General features: G+C 30.6%; 17 protein-coding genes and 1 tRNA gene. 3 read left to right on the forward strand and 15 right to left on the reverse strand.

From position 1 onward, the window contains the following. Positions 1-71: 71 nt before the first annotated feature. The 14 genes from DYH56_RS04710 to DYH56_RS04775 all read right to left on the reverse strand — a co-directional run bounded on the left by DYH56_RS04710 (position 72) and on the right by DYH56_RS04775 (position 12,378). Positions 72-1,688 (reverse strand): sensor domain-containing diguanylate cyclase, encoded by a 1,617-nt coding sequence (locus DYH56_RS04710; protein ID WP_114641711.1) that lies wholly within the window; start codon positions 1,686-1,688, stop codon positions 72-74. Between the two features lie 12 nt (positions 1,689-1,700). After that, positions 1,701-3,047 (reverse strand): HD-GYP domain-containing protein, encoded by a 1,347-nt coding sequence (locus DYH56_RS04715; protein WP_114641712.1) that lies wholly within the window; start codon positions 3,045-3,047, stop codon positions 1,701-1,703. Between the two features lie 165 nt (positions 3,048-3,212). After that, on the reverse strand, positions 3,213-4,202 hold the full coding sequence (locus tag DYH56_RS04720) for a YhdH/YhfP family quinone oxidoreductase (RefSeq protein ID WP_114641713.1): 990 nt from the start codon (positions 4,200-4,202) through the stop codon (positions 3,213-3,215). Between the two features lie 120 nt (positions 4,203-4,322). After that, positions 4,323-4,964 carry a pyroglutamyl-peptidase I gene (gene pcp / locus DYH56_RS04725; protein ID WP_114641714.1) on the reverse strand — a complete coding sequence of 214 codons (642 nt, stop codon included), beginning with the start codon at positions 4,962-4,964 and terminating at the stop codon, positions 4,323-4,325. An 11-nt stretch (positions 4,965-4,975) separates the two neighbouring features. Beyond that, a complete protein-coding gene (locus DYH56_RS04730) occupies positions 4,976-5,254 on the reverse strand; it encodes a 5-oxoproline transporter, DUF979 family subunit (RefSeq protein ID WP_439652934.1) in 279 nt (92 codons plus the stop codon). 176 nt (positions 5,255-5,430) lie between these two features. Continuing rightward, positions 5,431-5,607, reverse strand: a complete 177-nt coding sequence (locus DYH56_RS04735; RefSeq protein WP_114641715.1) for a 4Fe-4S binding protein — start codon at positions 5,605-5,607, stop codon at positions 5,431-5,433. Between the two features lies 1 nt (position 5,608). Further along, positions 5,609-6,088, reverse strand: a complete 480-nt coding sequence (locus DYH56_RS04740) for a 4Fe-4S binding protein (protein WP_114641806.1) — start codon at positions 6,086-6,088, stop codon at positions 5,609-5,611. Positions 6,089-6,627: 539 nt separating this feature from the next. Beyond that, positions 6,628-7,428: an ABC transporter permease gene (locus tag DYH56_RS04745; RefSeq protein ID WP_114641716.1), complete on the reverse strand. Its 801-nt coding sequence runs from the start codon at positions 7,426-7,428 to the stop codon at positions 6,628-6,630. Next, positions 7,428-8,219: an ABC transporter permease gene (locus DYH56_RS04750; protein ID WP_114641717.1), complete on the reverse strand. Its 792-nt coding sequence runs from the start codon at positions 8,217-8,219 to the stop codon at positions 7,428-7,430. The genes DYH56_RS04745 and DYH56_RS04750 overlap by 1 nt, the downstream gene beginning before the upstream one ends. Further along, positions 8,203-8,973 carry an ABC transporter ATP-binding protein gene (locus tag DYH56_RS04755; protein ID WP_114641718.1) on the reverse strand — a complete coding sequence of 257 codons (771 nt, stop codon included), beginning with the start codon at positions 8,971-8,973 and terminating at the stop codon, positions 8,203-8,205. Before DYH56_RS04755 ends, DYH56_RS04750 begins: the two co-directional genes overlap by 17 nt. A gap of 193 nt (positions 8,974-9,166) precedes the next feature. Next, complete coding sequence (locus tag DYH56_RS04760; RefSeq protein ID WP_114641719.1) at positions 9,167-10,096, reverse strand: ArsR/SmtB family transcription factor; 930 nt, start codon at positions 10,094-10,096, stop codon at positions 9,167-9,169. 310 nt (positions 10,097-10,406) lie between these two features. After that, on the reverse strand, positions 10,407-11,390 hold the full coding sequence (locus tag DYH56_RS04765) for a 4Fe-4S binding protein (protein WP_158539054.1): 984 nt from the start codon (positions 11,388-11,390) through the stop codon (positions 10,407-10,409). A gap of 77 nt (positions 11,391-11,467) precedes the next feature. Continuing rightward, positions 11,468-12,046: a TetR/AcrR family transcriptional regulator gene (locus tag DYH56_RS04770; protein WP_114641721.1), complete on the reverse strand. Its 579-nt coding sequence runs from the start codon at positions 12,044-12,046 to the stop codon at positions 11,468-11,470. A 235-nt stretch (positions 12,047-12,281) separates the two neighbouring features. Continuing rightward, positions 12,282-12,378 (reverse strand) — tRNA-Sec (locus DYH56_RS04775). A 177-nt stretch (positions 12,379-12,555) separates the two neighbouring features. Here DYH56_RS04775 and DYH56_RS04780 point away from each other — a divergent pair. Together DYH56_RS04780 and DYH56_RS04785 are read left to right on the forward strand one after the other, a co-directional pair. Next, positions 12,556-13,341, forward strand: a complete 786-nt coding sequence (locus DYH56_RS04780; protein WP_114641807.1) for a RelA/SpoT domain-containing protein — start codon at positions 12,556-12,558, stop codon at positions 13,339-13,341. Positions 13,342-13,434: 93 nt separating this feature from the next. Further along, complete coding sequence (locus DYH56_RS04785; protein WP_114641722.1) at positions 13,435-14,367, forward strand: TRM11 family SAM-dependent methyltransferase; 933 nt, start codon at positions 13,435-13,437, stop codon at positions 14,365-14,367. 314 nt (positions 14,368-14,681) lie between these two features. Here DYH56_RS04785 and DYH56_RS04790 read toward each other — a convergent pair whose 3' ends face one another. Further along, positions 14,682-15,170, reverse strand: coding sequence for a thioredoxin family protein (locus tag DYH56_RS04790; protein ID WP_114641723.1), 489 nt, complete (start codon positions 15,168-15,170; stop codon positions 14,682-14,684). A 145-nt stretch (positions 15,171-15,315) separates the two neighbouring features. Here DYH56_RS04790 and DYH56_RS04795 point away from each other — a divergent pair, with 145 nt between their 5' ends. After that, complete coding sequence (locus tag DYH56_RS04795) at positions 15,316-15,957, forward strand: murein L,D-transpeptidase catalytic domain family protein (protein WP_114641724.1); 642 nt, start codon at positions 15,316-15,318, stop codon at positions 15,955-15,957. Positions 15,958-16,003 lie beyond the last annotated feature (46 nt).

The following is a 16,003-nucleotide window of genomic DNA, read 5'->3' on the forward strand; positions in this document are numbered from 1 at the left end:
TTTTTTTTTGTTTAAGTAATTTTAATAAAAATTGTAGATTTATTTAATTTGATATTATTATTTTTACAGGGCTAATAGATAATTTTATTTTTACCGCTGTTTTTAGACTGATAAAGCAGCACATCTGCTTTTTTTATAAATTGTTCTATATCCAGTCCCCTCTCATATTCGGCTATTCCGCCGCTTACGGTTATTTTCATTAGTTTTTCCAAATTTGAAGTAAGTATAAAGTCATATTTTTCTATTATTTTTCTCAGCCTATTTCCTATTCTAAATGCTTCCTTTCGATTTACATTGTGAACAAGGATTATAAATTCTTCCCCGCCATATCTATATATCTGATCATTTTTATCGGTATTTTCTATAAATATTTTACAGATTAATTTTAAAACTTTATCTCCAAATATATGACCATAGGTATCATTTATTTTTTTAAAATCATCTATATCAAATATAATTATCGAAAAATTATAGTCATCAAATAGTTCATATTTCTTCTTTGCTGCTGACAGGCAGAGTTCCAACCCTTTCCTGTTATATACACCAGTAAGACAGTCGGTTATGGCACTGTTTTTTAAATTAAGTTCTCTTTTTTCTATATTGGTCTGAAGTACTTCAACTTCTTTTCTTATTGCATTAAGTTCTGAGTCTTCAGATATAAATTCTAAAAGTTTTTTTTCATCGTTTTTATAATTTCCAAGAGAAATCTCCCTTATCAAAGTATTTATAATTTTGATATGGCTGTCCAGTTTTTTAATAAATTTATTTACAATAATCGAGGTGATTGTAAGTCCCAGTAATGTAAATAATAAACCAGATATAATTATTTTATGAGCTGTTTCAGTCAATTCATGCTCATAGACCCCTCCAATCATAAGAAGTTCTAACTCGGGAATATATTCTTTGATAAAAATTACGGCTCCCTTGGGGGTATCTATCTTTATGCGTGAAATATCTGTTGATAATGCTACATCCCTCAGATAATAATTTCCTTTGGAAAACTTAACAGGGAAGAGATTTTCCATATACTCTCTGATCAACAAAAAATTTTCATTATTTTTTTCTGAGTCTATAACAATGGAATCAAATTTATCGACTATGAATATGGTTACTTTTTTTCCCAATGCAAACTCTTTTAATTTCTTTTCAAGGCCGCAAAAGTTTAGATCCAATCCAATAACACCCTTAAAAATTCCATCTTTACTGTAAACTTTTTTTGTTATAGTTGTTCCTCTTTTCCCATCCATAAATTCATAGGTTATGGTGGATAAGTTATTGTTTTTAGACCTTAAACTCCCTATATACCAGGGTCGTGATCTCGGGTCATAATCTATTGGAAGATTTGTATTGGATGTGTAGATCCTTCCTTTATCGGATCCCCAAAATATATTTTTAATCTCTGTATTATCAGCTGCGACTTTACCCAGCATAAGGTTTAAATTCTGCTTATCACCCTTTAATTCATCATAGTCACTGACTAAGATTTCAGCTAGATTCAATAAGGTTTTAGACTTATTAAAAATTAAATTAAATTCAGACTTCTGGGAATGGAACATGAGTTCTATCTTTTCCATTTCACTCTCATCTATTTTATTTTTAACTAAAAAATATCCATAAGTTCCTAAAAAAAATATTGGAATCAATGCACTAATTATTGATATTTTAATAACTTTTTTTTTTATATTCATATGGCTGTCCTTTTAAGCAATGATTTTTATAAATGCGTCTACAACTACAGGAGAAAATTGTGTCCCTCTGTTTTTTAGGAGTTCCCCTACACCTTCTTCTGTGGTCAGTTGTTTTTTATACACCCTTTCCGATGTCATAGCATGCCACGAATCTGCCACAGATATAATCTGAGATAACAGGGGAATTTCATCTTCCTTGAGCCCTTTGGGATAACCCTTTCCATCCCATCTTTCATGGTGATATAAAATACACTCAGAGATATCTTTTAGAGTATCACTCTGTGATACTATTTTATATCCCATCTGGGAGTGCTCTTTGATAATTTTATATTCAGAACCACTTAATTTACCTTTTTTATTCAAAATTTCACTGGGGATTATTATTTTTCCGATATCATGCATAACTGCAGCCCAGTACAGATCATCCAGTTGTTTTTCATCCAAATCCAATGAATTTCCTATTTTAACGCTGTATGATGCCACCGATTCAGAATGACCCTTTGTATAATGATCATGAAATTCTAAAGCTGTAATAAAAGACTGGACAATATCCTTTTGCAGCATCATCTTATAGTCACTGGATTTTTTTATCTTATAAAACCCATTTGAAAGCTGCTGAATCACCTGGATTTTATTTATAGTTTCACGGGAATAATGTTTGGAGGAGTTTTTACTTATATCCAGATTAAATCCCCCGATAATTTTTTCATTCTTAAATACTCCAACATAGAGAGATTCTTTTACCTGGGTTAAGGATGCATTTTTATTTTTTAACTTTTTTTGGATATCAAGTTCACAATTTTTATTTAAAATTATATTTTGTTCTGAAAATTTATAAAGATTTATATCTTCAGACATCTCTTGTAACTCTTCTAAGCTAAAACCTCTAGAATCAATAAATTTTAATTTATTATTTTTTACAATAAAAGCACTCCCAAAATCACTCTCCTGAGCTACCCTAAATCCAATTTTAAAGATCTCTAAAATGAATAATTCATCTTTATATTCAATGGGACTCAGCATTTTCAAAGAAAGATTGAAATAATCACCCATAGTATTATTTATTTTATTCAATTCCAAGTTTTTTTCCATACACAGATTTTGGTTATTTTGTGATTCGATAATGGTTTTTTGCAGCTGCTCGTTTAAATTTTCAATTTTAGAATAACTTTTTTTAATCATTTCAAACAATATAAAAGCTGTCAAAATAATAAAGAAGAACCCTTTAAAATTACCTAGAATATGTAACAACGATAAATCCTGGGTCAGGATAAAAAGCAGCTTATCGGAAAACAATATCCATAAAGAACTGAATAATGTATAATATATAACAATTTTTAACGATTCTTTAGACTTCATATCCCTACCTCCCTTATTATAATTAATAAAATACTCTGTTAATTATATAATACATTACACTTTTAATAAAGAGTATTTTCCCTAAAAAAATACTTAAAAACAAAAAAATGACCGATAATTAAACAGTCATTTTAAATTTATTCAATGATTATAATAGTCTGCAATCTAACTTGAATGCTTTAGAATTACCCTTCCAATCAGCTTTGAATTCAACATATCCTGTACTTTTTCTAACATCTCCTCCAATAAAACCTCTTGAATTCCGTCTTCTAATTGGTCTCCCTTCCAGGAATCAGCCAGGATATTCCATACCTCTTCCCTTTTTTCTTTAGGACACTGAACAGAATCGATTCCTATAAGGCGTACTCCCCTCAATATAAAAGGATACACATTCATATGAGGAATCTCTCCTCCCGCTACATTTCCACAAGTAGTTGCTGCTCCACCATACTTTAGGGATCTGATAGCCATAGACAGGGGATCTCCTCCAACTGTATCAATTACACCTGCCCAAGTTTGTTTTAACATAGCTCTATTAGACAGGTCTTTAAATTCATTCCTAATTATAGTTTCACGAGCTCCTAAACTTAATAAAAAATCTTTCTTTTCTTCATTTCCAACAACACCCACTACTTCATATCCTAATTTAACTAAAAATTTAACGGCATGACTTCCAACACCACCAGAAGCCCCAGTTACAAGGATTGGTCCGTCCTCAGGTTCTATCATTGAAATTAATTCATAGACAGACAGTGCCGATGTAAAACCTGCTGTTCCGTAGATCATAGCTTCTTTTAAACTCAAATTTTTAGGTTTTTTTATTATCCAGCTGGATGGAACCCTGATATATTCACCAAATCCTCCATCTGTATTCATCCCCAGATCATATCCTGTGATAAAAACTTCCTCTCCAACTTTAAAATCAGAATTCTCAGATGAATAAACTGTTCCTGCGGCATCTATTCCCGGAGTATGCGGAAAATTTCTTGTAACACCTTTATTTCCAGAGCAGGATAATGCATCCTTATAATTTAAGGACGAATAGATGACCTTGATAACTACATCTCCCTCTGGAAGATCCCCTATATTTCTTTTAACAATCTTAGGGATAAATTTTCCCTCTTCCTCAAAAATTCTAATAGCTTTAAAATCCATATTATCAACTCCATTTAATAAAATACACCACATAACTAGTACGATATCGTACCATCATCCAATGCATATTTTACTATACCTAACCAAAAATGTCAATAATAGTTAATTTAATTGATAAAGTTAAAATTCTCTTCCCCCTGATATCTTTAAATCTTCAGTATTTTCATATATCCCTTTAATGGAAGCTTCCAATCCTCTAGCTATAGACTTTAGATCCATGCAGGGCATATTTTTTTTATCCAGCACCTGCTGTGGTATAAAAGGTACATGGATAAACCCGCCCCTTTTTACCAGAGAAAACTTATTTATATGATAGAGTAAACCATACATTATATGGTTGCATACAAAGGTTCCGGCAGTATTGGAAATCGAAGCAGGTATATTTGCTTTTTTTACCTCCTCCACCATGGCTTTGATTGGGAGACTTGTAAAATATGCATTCTCTCCATCTTGATATACAGGCTCATCTATGGGCTGATTTCCCTTGTTGTCCTTTATTCTGGCGTCATCTAAATTGATAGCCACCCTTTCTACAGAGATATCGTACCTTCCCCCTGCCTGCCCCACACAGATTACAACTTCCGGTTTGTGCTCTTTTATCCCATCTAAAAGAATATCTATAGATTCTTTAAAAACTGTAGGTACTTGAAGTTTAATAATTTCTACCCCTTCTATCTTTCCCGGCAGAAGTTTAACCGCTTCCCAGGCCGGATTTATAATCTCATTTCCAAATGGATCAAATCCTGTAATAAGTAACTTCATCTTTCTCCTCCTTAAAATGCCCAAAAATACATAAGTACAATATGGATCCCCAGCATTGCTATTGCCACCGGTGCCTGGGCTAAAATAACACCATTTTTATTTTTCATATCCATAATTGCTGCGGGAACTATATTAAAATTGGCAGCCATTGGTGTAAGCAGTGTCCCGCAGTATCCTGCTGTAAGTCCTAATGCCCCTGCAATAGCCGGATCTACTCCCTGAGAAAATACAAAGGGTATTCCTATTCCCGCTGTAATCACTGCAAATGCTGCAAAGGCAATTATTCCGATAGCTAATGCCGGGAAAAATTAATCCCCCCCTTTTTATTTATTACATAAAGAATACAGGAAATAAAACTATTGTTTTGTAATCTATTTTACATTTATAAAAAAATATAAAGGTTCGGAAATAGGGAAAGGTAGATGTTGAAAGGTTCGAGTTATTGGGCTTTGACATATTAAACTCCTTACCCTTCTACCCTCTCAATAACACTTACAGGACATTTTTTGGCACAGAGTCCACAATTAATACAAATATTAGTTATCTCATATCCAAATTCTTTATTTTCAACAATAGCATTTTTAGGACAAATTTTGCTGCAAAATCCACACTCTATACACTCATTTCTATTTATCTTGTACATCTTAACTCCTCCTCTTTTCCACCTCTTTAGTTGCTGTTTTCATTGGACAAATTTGACACCATGCTCTAGGAATATAAAACATTCCAAGTCCGATACCAGCAAGTAAACTACTTCCCATCATTCTTAACATCCCTCTACCTATACCCTCTAATGTTCCTCCAGAACTCAACATAGAAAAAGCAAAGGAAGTCATCATTACTCCCAAAATAATATACTTACTTTTATTACTTCTTAGTTTAACTGGCAGATATCTCTTTTTTCCCAGTTCAGGTATAAATCTACCAAAAAAAGCTCCCCTTGGACAATAGTGGGAACAGTGTATCCTCCCTCTCCCTCTAAATCCCTGAAAAATTGGTGCCAGCATACAAAGAAAACCTAATATTCCCAGTCTAATATCCATAATACTTAGTCCAAAATATGCCACTAACAATATCCAGCTCCAGTGGGTTTGAACTTTTAACTTTAATAAACTCTTTCTCATTATCTTTCACTTCCTTTTTATCAGCTTTAAATATTCATATATCGTAATAATACGATGCAAATTTAAGCTTGTCAACTTAATTGTTTTTTTACTCATTTGTATTTCTTGGTATCTATGAGTTCAATCAACTGCCGGTCGTTAAAGCGTCACTTAATGGATTCCTATAGGGGAGGGAATCTGTTACAAAAATCAAAAAAAGAGGGATTTCTCCCTCTCAATGTTTCTTACTATGCTATTTTTATTTTTTTAGCTATCCCTTGACCTTCTGATGTCCATCCAGAAAGGTTTTCTGACTTCTCCTCTTATGTTTCCTAGCTCCGAATAAGCATGCAGGTAAAGGAAGAGCATAGCCGCCTAGTAAATTTTACTTATCATTTATAAATACTAGAAAAATATAGAATAGTCATTCAGTAAGATGGAAAGATTGGGGATATAAAAAGAGATAACTCTGATTTGAGATTATCTCTTGGTTTTATTGACCTAAATATATGATTAGAAAAATTTAAAAAAATTGAATTAGGCCTATTATAGAATGTTTTTTAATAAAGATCCAATGTAGCATATTTACGAGAAAGTTTTTCGACGTATAAAAATAAAAGGTAACCAATAATCATAAATAGTGAACCAATTAAAAATTCACCTAATATAAGTCCAAAAAGATGAGCTCCATCATAACTATCAACGAGTAATCTTGCAGCCTCTATCCCTCTACTCATAGGAGTAAAATAAGATACTTTTTGTAGAAACAGTGGTAACCTTGAAATAGGAAAGGATGCCCCCGTTAATACTACTAAAGACATTTCAGACACATTTAAAAACATGTGTACTTCTCTTAAACAAAGCCCTAAAGAGGAGATAGTTATCCCAATAGACATAGCACTATAGAGACTTACAGAGAGCACTCCCATGAATACTGCCAAATTTTCTAAAGGAATAGTAAGTTCAAAAAAAAGATATCCTACTGTTAAACCTATTATGACAGTAATAAAAGAATCAATCACATGAAATATACTACGCCCCAAGAAAATAAGAAATTTATTATATGGAGAAGCTACAATAAACCTAAGGGTTCCAAATCTTCTTTCAAGAATGAGATCATTACCCACTCCATAAATTGCATTTGAAGTACAAAGTAGAAATGAATTTCCTATTATCCATGTACTTATATCTGTTGTTTTAAATGCATAGCTAGATAGGATTGAAAAAAATACTATCTTTAAGATAGGTGCAAACACTTTCATAAATATATAGGATTTGACATCTACCCAAGCAAATAACCCTTTATAATTAATTAATGATTGATAGAAAAATCTTCTTATCCCCTCTCTTATAAAGTTCATTATATCACCCCCAAAGTAGCTTTTTCTCTAGCCTTTATATCAATAATTTTATATAGAAAATAGCTTAAAATACCATATATTGTTGTCAGGCCTATTAAGTAGCCAAGATGAATATAGAATGAATGAAGATTGTCTATTCCACTAATACACATTCTAATAAGAAGTAAGAAATGTGTAGGTGCTAAGGAATATGATATTGGTATCAAACTAGATGGTAGCAAGGATATGGGAAACGCTACCCCAGACAGTATCATCATAGGATAGTCTAAGATATTCATAAATATTCGTGTACTCCTTGATACAGCTAATAATCCCGATAGCATCATTGCAATTCCTATAAATGAGGATAAACCTATAATGAAAACTAGAATAAATTTGGATAGATCTACTATAATTATAGGAATTGAAAATGCTATAGACACGAAAAATATACTTATAAGCATAGAGAGTGTACCTAATATAGTATTTCCAACTACCTTTCCAAACATAATGAGGAAAAAGTTTGTAGGTGAGTTGAATATTATCTCTAAAGCCCCCATAAACCTTTCTCTATCAATATCCCCTGCTGAAGAAAAACTAATTGTTCCCCATAAACTAGCAACTGCTGTTCCAAACATCACATAGTTAATAATTTTTTCATTAGAGCTATCCATATAAATCATATATAGAGTAAAGCCATATAGAATAGGATAAACAATCATACAAAACCTAAACATAGACCTTCCAAAAGACTGTCTCATTTGAAGAAATATACTAGATATAAAAACTCTGAGGTTAGCCTTCATATCCATCACCTACAACCTTTAAATAGAGATCTTCTAAGGTTTTTTTCCCATTTTCTTTTATTAGATTACTAGTTTCTCCTATTGCAAGAATTTGTCCATCTGAGATTATACTTACTCTGTCACAAAGCTCCTCAGCCTCTTGCATATAGTGAGTTGTAATAAGTATAGTTGTTCCCTTGGACACTAAATTTTTTATAATTTTTCTTAACTCTATTGCACTTGTAGGGTCCAACCCAATTGTAGGCTCATCAAGAAATAGTATTTCTGGTTTATTGATAAGTCCTCTTGCTATTTGTAGTCTTTGTTTCATCCCTTTTGAAAATGTCTCTACTTTATGGTGGGCTTTTTCTGACAAACCAACTAATTCAAGTAGTTCTGGAATAACTTTTCTTTGAGTTTTAATATCTATCTTATACAGGTCTGAAAAATATCTTAAATTTTCATAGGCTGATAACCTCCAATAAAGACTACGTTCCCCACCAAAAATAAAATTAATTCTAGGTCTAATTTTATTGGTTGCTTTTGATATATCATTACCAAGAATAGTAACCTTTCCAGATGTTGGAAGTAACATAGTAGTTAAAATCTTAATTGTTGTAGTTTTTCCTGCTCCATTTGGTCCTAATAAGCCAAATACTTCTCCTTTTTCAACAGAGAAACTTATCCCCTTTAAAGCTTCTGTTGCAACTGACTTTTTATTAAAGATACCTATTTTAGAATTATAAACTCTTTTTAAATCAATAACCTCGATAACCTTCATAAACCCTCCCCTTAAATATGATTATATCTTCATCTAATTAGATGAGTGTATAATAACATATAAAAAATATTTTAGCAATAAAAAAAATACTGTTAAAAAACAGTATTTTTTTATCAATCTTATAAAAGGTGGTATAAATTCATTATAGAGGTTTGGTAACTTAAACTTTAATTTCAATAATCTAATATAAGACTTAATCGTTCATAATAAAGTTATTCAGTTCACTAAGAAACTTTTTATAAGTAATTTTATTAAGACTATAGTATTTTGTATTTTTATCTCTTTCTATGTGAACAAGATCTAATTTTTTAAGACTATCCAAATGATGTGATATTGTTGGACGACTAACATTAAAATGTTCAGAAAGCTCTATTCCAAATGAAGGTTTATGAGTAATATACCTAAGAATCTTTAGCCTTGTTTTATCTGAAAGTACCTTTGTAAAATTTACAAGTTCTTCTGGAGTGAATTTATCTTCAGTAGATTTAATATTTTTTAGAACAATTAGGGTATTATCATTAAAATACCTAATGCAAGGATTGTTGTTATAGTAGGTAGAAATAAAGATATAATTTTTATAGTCTGAAATACGATAAAATTGCTTCCCCATTAGTTCCTGAGCAAGATTAAGAGGATGCATTTTAATCAATTGACTCTTTATATAAGCAGTAAACTCTTTATGGCCTTTTTCATACAAATTATCTTTAGAAGATTCTAAAATCTTCTCTGTTTTAGTTAGCAGATTAATTAGATGTTCTTTAAGTTCTTTTATGTTTTCCAAACAAAATAAGGTATTTTCACGAAGGCCAACATCCTTTATCTCTTCTAAGGTTCTATTCTTAATAATAGCTATAGGAACACGCTCTCCTAATATACAATAGATGAATTTGTCTTCATCCATAGTTTTTAAAACATTAATAAAATTGATAGTTGGAAGCATACAATCAATTTCTAAAAATAACTCTCCAATACTTTCTAGAGAAACGTTATTTTTAATAAAAAAATTAAAACTATCTTCAAGTTCACTAGGTAACTTGATAAGCATATCACTAGCTAACATACATAGATATCCTAGACTTTCAGCAACTACAGATTTACCTATAATAATATTTTTTTTATTCATATAACCACCCTTTTTTATATTACATTAAACTTATTATAACATATATAAATATATCTATGTTTGATTAACTTTCGATAAGCAATATAATATAAAAGTGGATAGGCTACAATAAGTTGGACAGTTTTCTTAAAGTCATATAAAATAAATAATTTAGTATCATTTATTTTAATATTCGCGATATCGGAGAATCAGAAAGAGGAAGTTCTTAATTACTCCTTGCCCACCCTAATTTTCTTCAATAATTTTAGGGAACTAAATTTATAGAAAAAGTCCCTAAAAAATATTTAGGGACTTAATTGCGTTCATTAAATTAATCTTTAGTATTATTGGCTTTATAAACATTATATAGTTTCTCATAACCTACTTGGTTAAATGGACAGACTTTAATACAAATGCTACATCCATGATTTTCAGAAAAATTTTTAAAGCATTTATAACTATCAATACTCTTAATAATTCCATATTCGTTTTTTATTGGATTTTGAAAAATTGCTTTCCCTGGGCATTTTTTTTCACAGAGTTTACACTTACTGCAAAATTCTTCTATCCACTTATGTTTATTACTCAAATTGATAGGAAGATTTTCTATATTAGTATAAACAGCCGCTATCCTTACTCTTGGTCCAAATTCAGGCGTTATTAGCATTCCATGATTTCCATGAAACCCAAGTCCCGCCAACTCTCCTAATGCAGGATATAACGTTTGCCCCATTAATGGATGAGCAGCATGCACATCGCACCCATTTTTTCTTAAAAACTCAGCAATTTTCATAGATATTTTTCCAAGTTTATTATAAGTCTTATGAACCATAACTCCAGTACTGTAACTAGGTGCAGTTTCTATTATATCCTTATCCATCTCCAGCGTAAAAACAATAGCATTATCATACATTATTGCAAAATCTTTAAATATATATTTTCTTGGAACCTTTGTATAACCTATTGAAGCAACACCAAGTGATTTTGCATATTCTTCTAACTCTTTTATAAATTCTTTATTAACTTTTTTTGCAGTATGTCCACTATTTTCACTTAATAAATTCAATGTATTTTTAATATCCGAAATACTCGATGCTATAATTGGAAGCGTTTTAGGAAAACCCGGTAGTTTAACATTTTCATCTTTTAGTTTTAACATTTCATATAATATTTCAAATCTCTCAGGAGAAGCTGCAGTAGACTTATATGAATTTTTATTATTATATACATTTTGTTCTAATTTCAAAACCTTATTCATACGAGGTTTAGCTATAAATTTTAACATAGTGTTTCTAATTTTTGATTTTGCTTTCATTTTCATCCTCCTTTTAAGTTTATCTCAATTCATGTATGAGTGTTAGTACTAACTAACTTAAATTTCAGAAAAAAATACTAAGAGGTTATCCCCTTAGTAAATACACTCACAAAACTTGAAATACTAACTTCCATGTCTATATCATCTGTTAAATTATCTACCATTAAAAAACTAATAAATATCCCAAAATTAGAAGATAAAAAATTGATTGCTATGATTTCTGGATCGTATTTTATATTATCTTTTTCCTTCATTTTATAAAAGTATTCAATTAATAATTTTTTAAATTCTATTGGAAATTTAAATAAAGGTGAACTTAATTCTGACGTTAGTTCTTTATTTTTTAATTCCATTAAAATTATCTTTTTATTTTTAGATAATATATCTTGATAAATATGACTAATTTTGAGTAAATCCTTTTCTAAATCCCATTCCAAATTATTTTCAAAAATAAACTTGATATTTGGTAAAAAAACATATTCATTAAATACTTTTTCAAATAAGTTTTTCTTACTTTCAAAATGTCTAAAGACCGTCATTTCACTAACTCCTGCTTCTTTAGCTATTTCCTTTGTTGTGGTAAGCGTATATCCTTTTTGAGAGAAAAGACTCATAGCACATTTTAAAATTTTTTCTATTGTATCTTGTTTACCCATTCAACTTCTCCTCACTTAATGTTTGTGTTCACTAACATTTTTAATGTTATCACTTTTCTATTTTAATGTCAAATTCATTTAAGAATTTTCATTATAGATATTTATAAAAGTATAAATAACAACTGACTAACCAGTAATTTTAAAATATTTTTTTAGCATATAAATCCCCACCTTTTACAATTTTTTATTTGTTGGGTAAAAAAAAAACATCCCACAGGATGTTTAAAATTTTATTTGGCGGAAGTATGTGGGAATCGAACCCACCCATGACGACTTAACGCCAAAACTCGGTTTTGAAGACCGGTAGGCACACCAGTTACCTATCTACTTCCAAAAAGATTATACTACAAAATACAGAAAAATGCCCCCTTTTTTTTTTTTTATGCTATACTTTGATTGTGAGTTGACGTTTAATCGGGTTGAAGACCAGATAAAACAAGGGGTGGATAACTTCAAATAAATTTAAAAAAAAAATTATTATGGGGTGAAAATCAATGAAAAAAGTAAAAATACATAAATTAAATAAAGACGAATTTTTTAAAACCTTTGACATTTCAAAAGAATACTTTACTTCTACAGGATTGGAGTGGGATAATTTAAATAAAATCTATGCCGATTATTGCAAAATAGTTCCGCTGTTAGAAAAAGAAGCCGAACATATAGTTTCTAAATTAATAGATGTACCTTTAGTTCATTCTGTGAGAAGAAGGGTCAAAGAGCCCAGCCATCTGATTGAAAAGATTATCAGAAAAGGAAAAAAATACCACGATCTAAATATCGACGTAACCAACTATACAAAGATTGTTACCGACCTGATCGGTATCAGAGTTTTACACCTGTTCAAAGACGACTGGATAAACTTACATAAGAGTATCACAGATATCTGGGAAACCAAGGAGATCCCCCAGCTGAATGTAAGATACGGTGATTATAATATGGAAAATTTAGAAGACCAGTTAAAGGATATTGACTGTGAAATTATAATAAGGGAGTACGGATATAGGTCTGTACACTACCTCATTGGAGCTAATATTTCAAAATCTAAAGAGACCTTCATAGAGATTCAGGCTAGGACAGTATTTGAAGAGGCTTGGAGTGAGATTGATCACATTATCAGATATCCCTACGATACAGATAACCCTATCCTGACTGAATACCTGGCAATTTTTAACAGAATAGCCGGAAGTGCAGATGAGATGGGAATGTTCATAAAAAAATTAAAGGCCGAAGTAGGAAATAACGGTAAAGAACTAGGAAATAATAGTAAAAGGGAACTGGATTTAAAATTTAAATAAGATGTATTTATAGATTAGAGTTTTTTTAATTAAAAGCTCTTTTTTTATATCTATGATATAATACTATACAAATAAAAGATGGAGTTGAACAGAATGAAAGAATCAAAGAAGTTTATATATATAATTAACTATCCTACATTTGAAGAAGAACTTTGTATGTTGGAGATGAGATCTATTTTTAATACTGAACCAAAGGATAAGATTTTAATATCTGACATAAATTTTAATCCTTCTAACAGCACCTTTATTAAAAGTCGATTGGAAGTTTTCCACGAAGAAGAAAATTTCCAAGATATTTTGAAAAAATTAGAAAAAAATATAATAACATTAGATGACTTTAGACTTGAATTTATAAAAGCTTTAAAAGCTGATGTGCCTTTCAGCGAAAGATTTGGATATCTCAGTAAGATAGGAGATAAGATTATGGGAGTCCCAGATATCAAAGCTCCTAAATTAGTTTTAGCCTTAGGTAAACATAAGGGCAGATGGGTCTTTGGTCTCCATGAAAAAAATGATAATCTGTGGAGTACCCACGAAAAAAAACCCTGCAGTTACTCCAATTCCCTAAGTGTAAGGGTAGCTAAAACAGTGGTAAATATCGCAGCTAACGGGGATAAAAATTTAAGGATCATAGATCCCTGCTGCGGGGTAGGAACTACAATTGTAGAAGGATTATCTATGGGTTATGAAATTTGGGGAACTGAAATCAGTGAAAAAAACACCAATAATGCCAAAAGAAACTTAGGATTTTTTAATCTGGAACCCAGAGTCACCCACCAGGATATGCATACAATAAAAGAAAATTATGACAGTTCTATAGTGGATATTCCCTACGGATTATTCAGTCATATTACCAAAGAACAGCAGCAGGATATCATAGATACTGCCAGACGAATCTCTAAAAAAATGATCCTTATAACCTTTGAAGACCTGGATCATATGGTTGAAAAATCAGGTTTTAAAATAATTGACAGATGTGCAGTTACCAAGGGAAGTTTTAAAAGATATATCTTAGTTTGTGAATAAAAGACCTAAGATAGACTGATCTAACTAAAAAATGAGAGGGAAAAATCCCTCTCTTTTAATTTTTTTTTGTAGTCTGTTTATATTTTTTTTATTTTTATTTTTAACTTTAAAAATCTTTTAATCCATGAGATCATAGTGCACTCCTCCATAACTATCTTTCAAAAAAGTTAGATGTTATCTACGTTTAAATATAACATATTATCCTAGGCTTTTCAAGAAATAATTAAATTATGAGGTTCTATTTTACCATATATCTTAAAAAATAATTAATTTTTTTTATTTAAAGTTTTATCTAAGGGGATTTTTTTAATAATTTATCCCTTAATTAATTGAACCAGTTCCCTGGCAGTATCGTTAAGAAAATTTCCCTTAAGATAAAATAATTCATTTTCAGCATTTTTTTCCAATTCTTTTGCAGTTTTAGGCTGTTCTAAAAACAACCCCAGCTGATTAAAATTTTTATCCAAAATTACCATTGTAGGTATTTTAAATTCTTCTAAGTTAAGCAGAGGCATCAAATATTTTCTTCCCCTTCCCAAAGATATTATAGAAAGTTTGATGTTATCGTTGATTTCGGTTATTTTTTTAGCTACAGTTATATTTAATTGACAATCCGGGCACCACATCTCACCACTAGCTAAGATATAGACCCTATCTTGGATCTCTTTAATCTCATCGATTAGGTCCATAGGCAGTTCTATTCTAGAATAATTTTTAGGAATTCTCTCCCTTTCACCTTGGCTGGCCACCTCTACATAGTCCTCAAATTTTTGTCCCACCTGAAAAAGTTCTTTAAATGTCATATTTCCCCCTATTAAAATCTAATTTTTTTCAGTATAGCATGAAAATAGAAGATTAACAAAAAATCCAATTCTACCATTTATGTTATTTTTGTGATATAATGAATAACCGCATAATTTAATTTAACATTTGGAGGTAAGAGGTAAGATGAAAAAATTAATATTATTTATATCCATTTTTTTTGTTTATAATCTGAGTTTTAGTACTTTTCTGGATAATGACCTATATAAAAGATTAAATACACCAAGATTGGATAAAAAAGTTTTGAATAGAGCCCTTGAAGGATTGTCAAAGATCGACATAAAGAATAAAGAAGTTTTGACAATTATCGACTATACAAAATCAGCCAATGAAAAAAGGTTGTTTGTCATCGATCTGAAAAAAGAAAAAGTTATTTTTGATACCTATGTTTCCCATGGGAAAAATACCGGGGGAGAATTTGCAAAAACATTTTCAAACAATATAGACTCCCTTCAGAGTTCAGTTGGATTTTTTAAAACTTCCACTACCTATACAGGCAGGAACGGGTACTCTATGAGATTAGACGGATTGGAAAAAGGGATAAATGACAATGCCATGAGAAGAAATATAGTTATCCACGGGGCAAAATATGCTACAGAATCATATATAAATAAATATGGCAGATTGGGCAGGAGCTGGGGATGTCCCGCTGTCCCTCTAAATCTCAGTAAAGATCTGATCAACAGTATTAAAGGCGAAAGTATCGTTTATATCAACGGAGATTTAAATAATTACCAGAAAAAAACAAAGTTCTATATGAACTTCTAAATTTATACACACACCAAAAGGAGCTGTAATTACAGCTCCTTTTTAA

It is taken from the genome of Psychrilyobacter piezotolerans, from assembly GCF_003391055.1.
Classification (GTDB): Bacteria; Fusobacteriota; Fusobacteriia; order Fusobacteriales; family Fusobacteriaceae; genus Psychrilyobacter; species Psychrilyobacter piezotolerans.